Origin of the sequence: Streptomyces longwoodensis, assembly GCF_001514125.1 — a bacterium.
Taxonomy (GTDB): domain Bacteria; phylum Actinomycetota; class Actinomycetes; order Streptomycetales; family Streptomycetaceae; genus Streptomyces; species Streptomyces longwoodensis.
In genome coordinates, this window is record NZ_KQ948565.1 from 37,243 (window position 1) to 51,930 (window position 14,688).

2 protein-coding genes are annotated in these 14,688 nt (G+C 75.7%); both read right to left on the reverse strand.

Annotated elements, in window-relative coordinates:
- Nucleotides 1–1,863 (reverse strand): type I polyketide synthase (locus AQJ30_RS33355; protein WP_211279152.1); only part of this gene is annotated, 1,863 nt, incomplete at its 3' end.
- Between the two features lie 14 nt (nucleotides 1,864–1,877).
- Nucleotides 1,878–14,642: a type I polyketide synthase gene (locus tag AQJ30_RS33360; protein WP_067241367.1), complete on the reverse strand. Its 12,765-nt coding sequence runs from the start codon at nucleotides 14,640–14,642 to the stop codon at nucleotides 1,878–1,880.
- Between the last annotated feature and the right edge of the window lie 46 nt (nucleotides 14,643–14,688).

Below are 14,688 nucleotides of genomic sequence, written 5' to 3' on the forward strand. Positions count from 1 at the left end.
GACCACCGTCCCGTCCACGGCGTCACCGCCGTTCAGCACCACCTCACGCAGCCCGAAACCCAGGCGTTCCTCCAACCGACCACACACGTCACCGAACACCTCACCGAACAGCGGGAACGCCTGCGCCAACTCACCCCCCATCCCCGACCACTGCGACCCCTGACCTGAAAAGAGAAACCCCGTCGACCCGCCACGGCCGGCCAGACCCCGGATCCCGTCCCCGGCCGCCAACTCCTGCAACCCCGCGAGCAATTCACCGCGATCCGCAGCCACCACCGCACCCCGGCACTCCAACGCAGCCCGCCCCACCCCCGCAGCACGCGCCACCCCCACCACCGACACACCCACATCACCCGAAACGAACGCGCCCAACCGACCCGCCGCAACCCCCAGCCCCACCTCATCCCGCCCCGACACCACCACCGGCACCGGCACCGCCACCACCAGGTCAACCACCGCCTCGGCGCCCGGGACCTCCTCCCCCACCGGCGCCTCCTCCAACACCACGTGCGCATTCGTGCCGCTGATACCGAAGGAGGAGACCGCGGCGCGGCGCGGCCGTTCGCCGCTCGGCCAGGGGGTCGCCTCCGTCGCGAGCAGGAGGGCGCCGGAGGACCAGTCGATGTGCGGGGAAGGGGTCTCCGCGTGGAGCGTCTTCGGCACGGTGCCGTGGCGCAGGGCGAGGACGGACTTGATGACGCCGGCGACTCCGGCCGCGGCGAGGGTGTGGCCGATGTTGGACTTCACCGTGCCCAGGTGCAGCGGCCGTTCGCGGTGGACACCGTAGGTGGCCAGCAGGGCCTGGGCCTCGATCGGGTCGCCGAGTGAGGTGCCGGTGCCGTGCGCCTCCACGACGTCGATGTCCGCCGGGGCGAGCCCCGCGTTCGTCAGCGCGGCCCGGATGACGCGTTGCTGGGAGGGGCCGTTGGGTGCGGTCAGGCCGTTGGAGGCGCCGTCCTGGTTCACCGCCGAACCCCGGACGACGGCCAGCACGCGGTGCCCCTTGCGCCGGGCGTCCGACAGCCGCTCCAGGACCAGTACGCCGACGCCCTCGGCCATGCCCATGCCGTCCGCGGTGGCGGAGAACGCCTTGCACCGGCCGTCCGCGGCCAGCACGCGCTGCCTGCTGAACTCCACCAGCGGGCCGGGGTTGGCCAGGACGGTGACGCCGCCCGTCACCGCGAGCGAGGACTCGCCGCTGCGCAGGGACTGCACGGCCAGGTGCAGGGTGACCAGGGAGGTGGAGCAGGCCGTGTCCACGGTGACGGCGGGGCCCTCGAGGCCGAGGGTGTAGGAGATGCGGCCCGACAGCACGCTGGGTACCACGCCGGTGACGAGGTGGCCCTCGACGCTGGTGGGGGCGTGCGCGAGCCTGGTCCCGTACTCCTGATGGTTCTGGCCGACGAACACGCCGGTGCGGCTGCCGCGCAGCGACAGCGGATCGATCCCGGCCCGCTCCAGCGCCTCCCACGAGGTCTCCAGCAGCAGCCGCTGCTGCGGGTCCATGGCCAGCGCCTCGCGGGGTGAGATCCCGAAGAAGGCGGCGTCGAAGGCGGCCGGGTCGTCGAGGAAGCCGCCGCGCCGCACGTAGAGGTGGCCGGAGCGCTCGGGGTCGGGGTCGTAGAGGGCGTCGACGTCCCAGCCGCGGTCGGTGGGCAGGTCGCCCGTGACGTCACGGCCCTCGGCGAGCACCTGCCACAGGTCCTCCGGTGAGCGCACGCCGCCGGGGAGGCGGCAGGCCATGCCGACGATCGCGATGGGCTCGGTGCGGGCCCGTTCCGCCTTCTCCAGGCGGCGGTTGGCCTTGCGCAGGTCGTTCATGACCCGCTTCAGGTAACCCCTGAGCTTCTCTTCCTCGGACATCTCCAGCCCCCTGTTCAGCTCGCCCCGAGCTCTCGGTCGATGAGGTCGTACATCTCCTCGTTCGACACCGGGTCGAAGTCGTCGTCCTCGTCCAGGTCGCCGTCGACCAGCGACAACATGGCGCGCAGCCGCTGCGCGACGGTGGTGCGTTCGTCCTCGCCGTCGGTGCGGCCCAGCCGTTCGGCGAGCCGGTCCAGCTCGGCGAGGAGCGGTGGTTCGGCAGGGGCCAGCGAGGTGTCGAGGCGGTCGGCGACCGCGGCCGGGGTGGGGTGGTCGAACACCAGCGTGGCGGGCAGGGTGAGCCCGGTGACGGTGCCGAGCCGGTTGCGCAGTTCGATGCCGGTCAGCGAGTCGTAGCCCAGGTCGCGGAAGGGCCGTTCGTCGCCGATCTGCGCGGGGTCGGACAGGCCGAGGACCACGGCGGCCTGTTCGCGGACCAGGGTGAGCAGGGCGGCGCGGCGTTCGGCATCCGGCAGGGCGGCCAGGCGTTGCGCCCAGGTGATGCCGGAGGGCGGCGCCCCGGTGGGCTCGTCGCCCTCCAGTGCGCGCCGGGCCTCCGGGATCTCGGCGAACAGGGGCCGGCTGCGCGCCGAGGCGAACAGCGGCATGAACGCCGCCCAGTCGACGTCGGCCATCGACAGGCCGCTCTCGCCGCGTTCCAGGACGACGCGCAGTCCTTCGAGGGCGGATTCCGGGTGGATCAACGGCAGTCCTTGGCGCCGTAGTTGTCCGGCGTCGACGCCCTCGGGGAAGCGGGCCCCGTCCCACACGCCCCAGGCCACCGAGGTGACGGGCAGGCCGTCCGCTCGGGCCTGTTCGGCCAGCGCGTCCAGGGTGGCGTTGGCCGCGGCGTAGGCGCCGTGGTCCCCGCTGCCCCAGACCCCGGCGATCGAGGAGTAGAAGACGAGGGCGTCCAGTTCGTCCCGGTCGAGGAGGTCGACGAGGTGGCGGGCGCCCTGGACCTTGGCGTCGAGCACGGCGGCGTACTCGGCGAGGTCGGTGTCGGGCAGTGCGGCCAGCCGCATCAGGGCGGCGGCGTGCAGCACGGTGCGTACCTTCTCGCCCTGTTCACGCAGTCCGGTCAGGAGGGCTGACACGGCAGCGCGGTCGGCGACGTCGCAGGCGTGGGCGGTCAGCCGTACGCCGCGGGCGTCGAGTTCGCTCGCCAGCTCGGCGACCCCTTCGGCCTGGGGACCGCTGCGGCTGACCAGGACCACGTGCGCGGCGCCGAGTCCGGCCAGCCAGCGGGCGGCTTCCGGGCCGAGCGCCCCGGTGCCGCCGGTCACGACGGCGGTGTCGCGGGCCTGCCAGCCGACGGCCGGGGTGCCGTCCAAGGGGGCGCGGACCAGGCGTCGCAGGAGGGTGCCGGTCGCCCGTACGGCGAGTTGATCCTCGTCGCCGAAGCCGCCGGCCATGATCGTGCGCAGCTGTTCCAGCTCGTCCGCGTCGGGGCGGGCGGGGAGGTCGACGAGGCCGCCCCAGAAGGTGGGGTACTCCAGCATGGCGACCCGGCCGAGGCCCCAGACCTGTGCGGCGTCCGGGTCGTGGGGCGGGTCGGTGTCCCCGGTGCCCACCGCGCCGGCGGTGACCAGCCACAGGGGTTGGGTCGCCGCCAGGTCGCCGAGCGCCTGCACCAGGGCGAGGGTGGCGGCCACGCCCGCGGGCACGGCCGGGTGCCGGGGGTGCGGCCGGCGGTCGGCGCTCAGCAGGGACAGCAGGCCCCGCGGGGTGTGCTCGGCCAGTGCGCGGCGCAGGTTTTCGCCCAGCGCGGCGCGGTCGGCATGCTCGGCGTCCACGGGCAGGACACGGACCGGCAGGGTTTCGGTGAGCCGCTCCAGCCACTCCTGGTCGCAGCCGGCGGGCACCAGGGCCAGCCATGTGGCGTCCGGCTCCGTACGCCCGTTCGGGCGGGCGGGGCGCCACTCGACGCGGTAGCGCCACCCGAGGGACCGGGAGGCGGCCTGGTCGGCGAGCCAGTACCACTGGTGCTGGAAGGCGTAGGTCGGCAGGTCGACGGTCCGTGCCCCGGTGCCGGCGAACACCTCGGGCAGGTGGACGCCGACCCCGCGCACGTGGGCCTCGGCCAGCGACCGGGTGAACCGGGGCCGGCCGCCGTCGTCACGGCGGAGGGTGGACAGGACGACGGCACGTGCTCCGGCGGCGTCCACCGTCTCCTGCACGCCCGGTGCCACCACCGGGTGGGGGCTCACCTCCAGGAAGGTGCCTATCCCGGCGTCGAGGGCGGCGCCCACGGCGTCGGCGAACCGGACGGTCTGCCGCAGGTTGGTGTACCAGTACGCGCCGGTGAGTTCGCGCGGGTCCAGGCGCTGTCCGGTGACGGTGGAGTAGAGCTCGACGGGTACGGCCCGCGGGGCGATGCCGGCGAGCAGGCCGTCGAGTTCGTCCTTGACGGTGGTGACGTGCGGTGAGTGGGAGGCGTAGTCGACGGCGATCAGCCGGGCGCGGACGCCGCGCGCGTCGCACCGGGCGCGCAGGTCCTCCAGGGCGGACGGGTCGCCGGAGACCACGGTGGAGGCGGGGCCGTTGATCGCGGCCACGTGCAGCCGGTCGTCGGTGAAGAGCTCGCGCACCTCGGGGGCGGGCAGCGCCACGGACATCATCCCGCCCTTGCCGGACAGCCGGGTCAGCGCGCGGCTGCGCAGGCACACCACCGCGGCGGCGTCGGCCAGGGACAGGGCACCGGCCACGCAGGCGGCGGCGATCTCCCCCTGCGAATGGCCGATCACCGCGTCGGGTCGTACGCCGTGGGCCTGCCACAGCGCCGCCAGCGACACGGTGACGGCGAAGGTGACGGGCTGGACGACGTCCACCCGGTCCAGTCCCGGTGCGCCGGGGACCTGTCGCAGCACGTCCAGCACCGACCAGTCCACGTGGGCCTCGACGGCCGCGGCGCACTCGGCCAGCCGGGCGGCGAACACCGGGGCCGCGTCGAGCAGTTCCAGCGCCATCCCGGCCCACTGGGAGCCCTGGCCGGGGAAGACGAACGCCACCCGCCGCGCGTTCGGGACCGCGGTGCCCCGGACGACGTCGGGCACGTCGCGGCCCTCGGCCAGCGCGGTCAGCCGTTCGCCGAGCTGCTCCGGGTCGTCGGCGAGGACGACGGCGCGGTGGTCGAGGGCGGCCCGGCCGGACGCGGCGGTGTAGGCGATGTCGCGCAGCGGGGTGTCGGGGTGCGTGGTCAGGTGCGCGACGAGCCGTGCGGCCTGCGCGCGCAGGGCGTCCTCGGTGTGTCCGGACAGGGCCACCGGAACGGGCCGCAGCGGCTGGACGTGGTCCGGTTCCGGTTCAGCCGCTTCGCTGCCGTCGACTTGCTCCACGACGATGTGCGCGTTGGTGCCGCTGATGCCGAAGGAGGACACGCCTGCCCGCCGGGGCCGGCCGGTGTCCGGCCAGGGCCGGTCCTCGGTGAGCAGCCGCACCGCGCCGGACTCCCAGTCCACGTGCGGGGACGGCTCGTCGACGTGCAGGGTGCGGGGCAGTACGCCGTGCCGCATGGCCTGGACCGTCTTGATCAGTCCGGCGACGCCCGAGGCGGCTTGCGCGTGCCCGATGTTGGACTTGACGGAGCCGAGCCACAGGGGGTCGCCGGCCCGTTCCTGGCCGTAGGTGGCGAGGAGGGCCTGTGCCTCGATGGGGTCGCCCAGGGGGGTGCCGGTGCCGTGGCCCTCGACCGCGTCGACCTCGTGCGGGGACAGTCCGGCGGCGGCGAGCGCGGCGCGGATGACGCGTTCCTGGGAGGGGCCGTTGGGCGCGGTGAGGCCGTGGGAGGCTCCGTCCTGGTTGACGGCGGAGCCTCGGACGACGGCGAGGACGCGGTGGCCGTTGCGGCGGGCGGCGGACAGCGGTTCGAGCAGGAGCAGGCCGACGCCCTCGGACCAGCCGGTGCCGTCGGCGGCCCCGGCGTACGCCTTGCACCGTCCGTCCGGTGACAGTCCGCGCTGCCGGGAGAAGGCGGTGAAGGTGGTGGGCCGGGCCATGACCGTCACCCCGCCGGCCAGGGCCAGCGTGCACTCCCCCGCGCGCAGGGCCTGCGCCGCCAGGTGGACGGCGACCAGGGAGGAGGAGCAGGCGGTGTCCACGGTGACCGCCGGGCCCTCCAGCCCGAGGGCGTAGGAGACGCGGCCGGAGGCGACGCTAGCGGCGGTGCCGGTGAGCAGGTGCCCCTCGACCTCTTCGGGGACGTCGGCGAGCGCGGAGGCGTAGTCGTGGTACATCACGCCGGTGAACACGCCGGTCCGGCTGCCGCGCAGGGAGGCCGGGTCCAGGCCCGCCCGTTCCAGGGTCTCCCAGGCCGTCTCCAGGAGCAGCCTCTGCTGGGGGTCCATCGCCAGTGCCTCGCGCGGGGAGATGCCGAACAGGGACGCGTCGAACTGCCCGGCGTCGTACAGGAATCCGCCGTACCGCGTGGTCGAGTGGCCGGCCCGGTCCGGGTCGGGGTCGTACAGGCCGGCGACGTCCCAGCCCCGGTCGGTGGGGAAGCCGCCGATGGCGTCGCCGCCCGTGGACACGAGGTGCCACAGGTCCTCCGGCGAGGCCACGCCGCCCGGGAAGCGGCACGCCATGCCGACGATCGCGACCGGTTCTTCGGCGGCGGCCGTGGCGGCCGGTACGACGGCGGCCGCGGGGGTGTCGCCGGCCAGTTCGCCGCGCAGGTGGGCGGCGAGCCCGGCCGGGGTCGGGTGGTCGAACACGACGGTGGCGGGCAGCCGGGTGCCGGTGATCCGGCTGAGCCGGTTGCGCAGTTCCACGGAGGTCAGCGAGTCGAAGCCGATCTCCTTGAACGGCCGGTCCGGGCCGAGGGCGGCGGGGTCGGGGTGGCCGAGGACCACGGCCGCCTGGGTCAGGACGACGTCCTGCAGGACGCGGAGGGGGTCCTGCTCGGCGAGCCTGCGGCGCAGGGCGTCGGCGGCGTCCGCCGGGCCGTCCGCGGCGGCCGCCCGGCGCACCACCGGCACCAGGGAGGACAGCAGCGGGGGGAGGGTGCCCTCGGACGCCCGGGTCCGGAGCGCCTCCCGGTCGAGGGGGGCGGCGAGCACGGCCGGGACGTCGCGCGCGGTGGCCGCGTCGAAGGCGGCCAGGCCCGTGTCGGTGTCCAGGGGCAGCACGCCCGCCCGCGCGAGCCTGGCCCGGTCGGTGTCGTCCATGTGGCCGGTCATGCGGCTGCTCTCGGCCCACAGCCCCCAGGCGATGGAGGTGGCCGGGAGACCGGCGGCCCGGCGGCGCTCGGCCAGCGCGTCCAGTGCGGCGTTGGCGGCGGCGTAGGCGGCCTGCCCGGCGTTGCCGAGCGTCCCGGCCACGGACGAGAACAGCACGAAGGCGGTCAGGCCGGGGCCGGTCAGTTCGTCGAGGTGGCGTGCGCCGTCGACCTTGGCGCGGCACACGTCGGTCACGCGCTCGGGGGTGAGGGCGGTCAGGACGGCGTCGTCGAGGACGCCCGCGGCATGGACGACGGCCGTCACGGGGTGGGCGGCCAGCAGCGCGGCCACCTCGTCCCGCTCCGCCACGTCACAGGCGACGACCGTCACCCGGGCACCCAGCGCCCGCAGGCCGTCCGTGAAGGCGGCGGTGCCGGGCGCGTCCTGGCCGCTGCGGGAGGCCAGCACCAGGTCCCTCACCCCGTGGCGGTCGACCAGGTGCCGTGCCACCAGGCGTCCCAGGGTGCCGGTCGCGCCGGTGATCAGCACGGTGCCGGTGGCCGTCCAGGGGCTCTCTCCCGCGTCGTCGGTCACCGGGGTCAGCCGCGGCACCAGGACGCGGCCGTCGCGCAGGGCGAGTTGGGGCTCGCCGGTGCCGGCCAGACCCGGCAACAGGGCGGCCGAGGCGGGGCGGTCGTCGGTGTCCACCAGCACGAACCGGTCCGGGTGCTCCGTCTGCGCGGTGCGGACCAGACCCCAGACCGCCGCCGTGGCGGGGTCCGGCGGCGGGGCGTCCGCGGCCGTGCCGACGGCACCACGGGTGAGGAGGACGAGCTGGGACGCGGTGAACCGTTCGTCGGCCAGCCAGCGTTGCGCGAGGGTCAGGGCCCCGGTCGCCGAGGTCACCGGCACGCCGACCGCGGCGGGCACGTGGTCGCCCAGCTCGTCCAGGTCGGCGTGCAGGGACCAGGCCGCTTCGGGGGCGGGCGTCTCGAGGGGGGTCCACGCGGTGCGGTACAGGTGGTCGGGGCGGTCCGCCGTGAGCTGTCCGGCCGGTACCGGGCGCAGGGTCAGCGCGTCGATGACCAGGACGGTCCGGTCGGCGGCGTCGGTGAGGGTCACGGACACCGCGCCGCCGGCCGCGGGCCGCAGGCGCACCCGGACGGCGTCGGCGCCGGACCGGTACAGGCGGACCCCGCTGAACGAGAACGGCAGCACGGTCGCCGCGTCCGGGCCGGCCGCTTCCCCGGAGGGGAGGGCCGCGTGCAGCGCGGCGTCCAGCAGCGCCGGGTGCAGTCCGAACGCCCCGGCGTCGACGGCCGCCGGTTCCGGCAGCTCGGCCTCGGCCCACACGTCCTCACCACTGCGCCACCACCGGCGCAGGCCCTGGAAGGCCGGGCCGTACTCGTAGCCGAGCCCCGCCAACTCCAGGTAGCGGGCGGCCGGTTCGGCCGACGCGGTTCCGGCCGGCGGCCCGCCGACGGTGTCCGGCGCCGGCGTCCGCGCCGTGCCGAGCCGGCCGGTGGCGTGGTGCGTCCAGTCCGGCCGGTCGGTGGTGCGCGCGTACACGTCCACGGTGCGGCCGCCGTCGTCGTCGGGGGCGCCCACGACGGTCTGCACCCGCACGCCGCCGCGTTCGGGCAGCGGCAGGGGTCGCTGGACGGTCAGCTCCTCCAGTTCCGTGCAGCCCGTCTCGTCCCCGGCGTGCACGGCGAGTTCGACGAACGCGGCACCCGGCAGGACCACCGTGCCGTGCACGCCGTGGTCGGCCAGCCAGGGCTGGCGCTGCCGGGACAGCTCCCCGGTCAGGAGCACCTCTCCGGTGGTGGCCACGGTGGCGGCGGCGCCCAGCAGCGGATGCGTGGCGGCGTCCATGCCGAGCACCGCCGGGTCGGCCGCGCCGGCCGGGGCGGGCAGCCAGAAGTGCTGACGCTGGAAGGCGTAGACGGGGAGGTCGGGCCGTGGTCCGCCGGCACCGGTCGCGGGGGTCCACTCGACGGGTACGCCGCGTACGTACGCCTCGGCAAGGGACCGCAGGAAGCGGTCGGGGCCGCCCTGGTCGCGGCGCAGCGTGCCGACGACCACGGCGGAGCTGCCCGTCGATTCCACGGTGTCCTGCACCGCGGCGGTGAGCAGGGGGTGCGGGCTGACCTCGACGTAGGCCCGGTGCCCGGCGTCGTCCAGGGCGCGGACGGCCTCCTCGAAGCGGACGGTGTGGCGCAGGTTGCTGTACCAGTACTCCGCGTCCAGTGCGGCCGTGTCGATCGGTTCGCCCGTCACGGTGGAGTAGAAGGGGATGTCGGCGGTGCGCGGTTCGAGGCCGGCGAGGCGCTCCAGGAGGGTGGCGCGGATCCGTTCCACCTGCGGGGAGTGGGAGGCGTAGTCGACCGCGACGAGCCGGGCCCACACGCCGTCGGCGGTCAGCTCGGCGGCCAGGTCCTCCAGGGCGGCGGGTTCGCCCGCCAGGACCACCGCGGCGGGTCCGTTGACGGCCGCCACGGACACCCGGCCGTCCCGGTCCGCGAGACGCCGTTCCACCTCGGCGGCGGGGAGCGCCACGGACATCATGCCGCCGGTGCCCGCCAGGTCACGCAGGGCGGCGCTGCGCAGGGCGCTCACCTTGGCGGCGTCGCGCAGGGACAGCGCGCCCGCCACGCACGCGGCCGCGATCTCCCCCTGCGAATGCCCCACCACCGCGTCCGGCTCCACCCCGAACGACCGCCACAACGCGGCCAACGACACCATCACCGCGAACGACACCGGCTGCACCACGTCCACCCGCTCCAGCGACGCGGCACCCCCCTCCCCCCGCACCACGTCCAGCAACGACCAGTCCGTGAACTCCCCCAACGCCGCCGCACACTCCGCCATCCGCGCCGCGAACACCGGCGACGCGCCCAGCAGCTCCACCGCCATCCCCGCCCACTGCGCCCCCTGACCCGGGAACACGAACACCGTGCGGGGGTCGACGTCGGCCTGTCCGTGCACGAGGCCGGGGTCGTCCTGGTCGGTCGCCAGCGCGCGCAGCCGGCGCACCAGGTCGGTGGGGTTATCGGCGGTGACCACGGCCCGGTGGGTCAGGGCGGCGCGGCCGGCGGCCACGCGTGCGACCTGCGGGACGGTGGTGCCGGGGTGGGTCTCCACATGGGTGGCGAGCCGCTCCGCCTGGGCGCGCAGGGCGGCTCCGGTGTGCCCGGACAGCACCACGGGCACGGGGCCGGGGCGCAGCTGCGCCTCTCCTTCGGCCTCCTCGACGGAGGCCGGGGCCTGTTCGATGACGACGTGGGCGTTGGTGCCGCTGATCCCGAAGGAGGAGACGGCGGCCCGGCGCGGCCGTCCGGTGTCCGGCCAGGGCCGGTCCTCGGTGAGCAGCCGCACCGCGCCCGACTCCCAGTCCACGTGCGGGGACGGCTCGTCCACGTGCAGGGTGCGCGGCAACACACCGCGCCGCATCGCCTGCACGGCCTTGATCACTCCGGCCACGCCGGCCGCCGCCTGGGTGTGCCCGATGTTCGACTTCAGCGAGCCCAGCCACACGGGGGACTCGGCGCGGCGGGAGCCGTAGGTGGCCAGCAGGGCCTGCGCCTCGATCGGGTCGCCGAGCGCCGTACCGGTGCCGTGCGCCTCGACCAGGTCGACGTCCGCCGCGGACAGCCCGGCCGCGCCCAGCGCCGCACGGATCACCTGCTCCTGGGCGAGTCCGCTGGGCGCGGTCAGGCCGTTGGACGCCCCGTCCTGGTTGACCGCCGATCCCCGCAGCACGCCGAGGACACGGTGCCCGGCGCGCCGGGCGTCGGAGAGGCGCTGCAGCACCAGCAGGCCCACGCCTTCCGCCCAGCCCGTGCCGTCGGCCGCCGCCGCGAACGACTTGCAGCGCCCGTCCGGGGACAGCCCGCGCTGCCGGGAGAACTCCACGAAGATGCCGGGGGTGGCCATCACCGTCGCGCCGCCCGCGAGGGCCAGGGAGCACTCCCCTGCGCGCAGGGCCTGCGCCGCCATGTGCAGCGCCACCAGGGAGGACGAGCAGGCGGTGTCCACCGTGACCGCGGGGCCCCGCAGGCCCAGGGTGTAGGCGATGCGGCCGGAGGCCACGCTCGCCGTGGTGCCGGTGAGGACGTAGCCGTCGGCGCCCGCGGCGCCCTCGTGCATCCGGGGGCCGTAGTCCTGGGCCATGACCCCGGCGAACACGCCGGTGTCCGAGTCCCGCAGGGACAACGGGTCCACTCCGGCCCGTTCCAGGGCCTCCCAGGAGGTCTCCAGCAGCAGCCGCTGCTGCGGGTCCATCGCGAGCGCCTCGCGGGGCGAGATCCCGAACAGCCCCGCGTCGAAGCGCGCCGCGTCGTACAGGAAGCCACCGGAACGGGCGTAGGTGCGTCCGGGCCGGTCCGGGTCGGAGTCGAACAGGCGGTCCAGGTCCCAGCCCCGGTCGGTGGGGAACGCGCCGATCGCGTCACCGCCCGCGGCGACGAGGTCCCACAGGTCGTCCGGGGAGGCGATCCCGCCGGGGTAGCGGCAGGCCATCCCGACGATGGCGATCGGTTCGGCGACGGACGCCCCCGTCCTCGCCCCGGCCCCCCTCCCCGCCCCGGCCCCCGGGTCCGCGACGGATGCGGGGGCACCCGTCCCCCCGCCTGGTCCGGGCGCCGGGTCCGGCGCGTACGACGGGACGGCGGCGAGTTCGGCGTCGAGGTGCTCGATCATCCGCGCGGGAGTGGCGTGGGTCAGCACCGCGGTCGGGGGCACCCGCAGCCCGGTGGCCTCGGCGAGCCGGTGTCCCAGCTCGACGGTCATCAGCGAGCTGAAGCCCAGCTCCTTGAACGGCCGGCGCAGGTCCAGCTGCTCGGCGGACTCCAGTTCCAGTGCCGCGGCCACCTCCGTGCGCACCAACGTGCGGACCGCCTGGGTCCGTTGGGCAGCGGGCAGCGCGGCCAGGGGCGAGGCCGGCGCCTCGGCCCGCGGCGTCCCGGCCGTGACGGGGGTGGTTCCGCCGGTGATCCAGTGCCTGCGCCGCTGGAAGGGGTACGTCGGCAGGGGCACACGGCGGGCGCCGGTCCCGGCGTGGAAGCGCGTCCAGTCGACCGGGACGCCACGGGCGTGCACCCGGGCGACCGCGGTGAGCAGCGACCTCAGGTCGGGGCGGTCACCGCCGGTCATCGCGGCGGCGAAGGCCACGTCGTCCGGCGCGTTGGCCGGTCCCATGGCGCACAGGGTGCCGTCGGGGCCGAGTTCGAGGAACGTCCGCGCACCACCCGCGCAGGCCGTCCCGACGGCGTCGGCGAACCGCACGGTGTCACGGGTGTGCCGCGCCCAGAACTCCGGCCAGTCGAGCCCGGTCGGGTCGAGCTCGGTGCCGGTGAACGAGGAGATGACCCGCAGCCGGGGCCGCTGCCAGCGGACCCGGGACGCGGCCTGCCGCATTCCGTCGAGGATGGGGTCCATGTGCGCCGAGTGGCTGGCGAACCGGATCCGGAGGCGGCGGGTGCGCCGTCCTGACCGCTCCCACTTCCGCGCGATCTCCAGGGTGGCTTCCTCGTCGCCCGCCAGGACGGTGGCGGTGGGGGTGTTGAGCGCCGCGATCGACACCGCGCCGCCGGACGCCCGCACGTCCGGGGTCAGTTCGGCCTCGGACGCCTCCACCAGGACCGAGGCACCGCCGGGCGGCACGTGCTGCATCAGCCGGCCCCGGGTGGCCACGAGGGCGCAGGCGTCGGGCAGGGACATCGCCCCGGCCACGTGCAGCGCGGCCAGTTCACCGAAGGAGTGGCCGAGCACCGCGTCGGGGCGCACGCCCCAGCTCTCCACGAGGCGGAACAGCGCGACCTGGACGGCGAACAACGCGGGCTGGGTGTACTCCGGTTCGTCGAGCAGCGCCGCGTCCCGCGAGCCCTCCTCGGCGAACATCACCTCCAGCAGCGGCCGTTGCAGGTGCGCGCGCATCTCTTCGGCGATCTCCTCCACGGCCGCGGCGTACACGGGGTGGCGGAGGTGGATCTCGTGGCCCATGCCCGGTCGCTGGTTGCCCTGGCCGGCGAAGAGGAACACCGTCCGTCCGGGCGCGGCCGTGCCGCGGACCACGCGGGCCTGGGGTTCTCCCGCGGCCAGGGCCCGCAGCAGGCCGGGCACGTCGCCGGGGGTGTCGGCGACGAGGACCGCGCGCTGCGGCAGCGGGCTGCGGGTGGTGGCCAGTGAGTACGCCAGGTCCAGCGGGGACGGTGCGTCGGTCGTGGTCAGGCGGTCGGCCAGCGCGGTCAGCGCGGCCGGCGTGCGCGCCGACACGGGGACGAGGACGGGACCGTCGTAGCGCGGCGCCTCCTGCCGGCCGGCGGGACCGGCGGCGGGCGCCGCGGACAGCACGACGTGGCAGTTGGCGCCGCCCATGCCGAACGAGCTGACCCCGGCGAGCGGCGTCCCCCCGGTGTCGGGCCACGGCTCCGCCTCGGTGACCACGCGCAGCCCGAGGTCGTCGAGCGGGATGCGGGGGTTGGGGGTACGGAAGTTGAGGCTGGGCACCAGCTCGCGGTGGGACAGGCACAGGATCGTCTTGAGCAGGCCCGCGATCCCGGCCGCGCCCTCCAGGTGTCCGATGTTCGTCTTCACCGAGCCGACGTGCAGGGGCCGTTCACGATGGGCCACCGCGCCCAGCGCCGACGCCTCCACCGGGTCGCCGAGGGGCGTGCCGGTGCCGTGCAGTTCGACGTAGTCCACGTCCTGGGGTGCCACCCCCGCCGAGGCGCAGGCGGCGCGCAGCACGTCCTGCTGGGCCTCCTGGCGGGGGGCGGTCAGTGAGTCGCCGCCGCCGTCGTTGTTGGCGGCGCTGCCGAGGATCACCGCGTGCACGGTGTCCCCGTCGGCCAGTGCCGCCGCCAGCGGCTTGAGCAGCAGCACCGCGCCGCCCTCACCGCGGACGAACCCGTTGGCCCGTGCGTCGAAGGTGTGGCAGCGCCCGTCCGGGGAGAGGGCTCCGAGCGCACGGGTGACGTCGTACCCGTCCTGGACGATGTTCAGGTTGACGCCGCCGACGACGGCCACGGAGCACTCGCCCGCCGCCAGGGCCCGGCACGCCACGTGCACGGCCACCAGGGCGGAGGACTGGGCGCTGTCCACCACCATGCTCGGCCCGCTCAGGCGGAGCGCGTAGGACACCCGGTTGGCGATCATCGCCCGGTTGCGGCCCGTGGCCGAGTGCGGGCTGAGCCGGTCGCCGCGCAGGGTGGCGTAGTCGTCGTACGTGGCGCCGACGTACACGCCGGTGCCGCCGTCGGTGCCGCCCCCGTCACCGGGGACGATGCCGGCGTCCTCGAACGCCTCCCAGGCCAGCTCCAGCACCAGGCGCTGCTGGGGGTCCATGACGGCCGCCTCGCCCGGGGAGATGCCGAAGAACTGCGCGTCGAAGGAGTCGACCTGGTCGAGGAAGCCGGCGCGCACCGGTTCGCCGGACGGGAGCACGGGGGCGGCGGGCCCGTCCGGGTGGGTGCGCCGGGGGCCGGGTTCGCCCAGGGCGTCGCGCCCCTCGCGCAGCAGTGCCCAGAACGCGGCCGGGTCGGCCGCCCCCGGCAGCCGGCAGGCCAGGCCGACGACGGCCACGGGCACCTGCGCGGGGGCGGTGTCCATGCGGTCACCCATCCGGGACTTCCCCTCCGCCCCGTCGGTTGGCGCGACGCGGGCATGT

Excerpts from the sequence above, each read along its gene's own strand:
- AQJ30_RS33360 (WP_067241367.1), bottom strand. The coding sequence starts at position 14,642 with ATGGGTGACCGCATGGACACCGCCCCCGCGCAGGTGCCCGTGGCCGTC.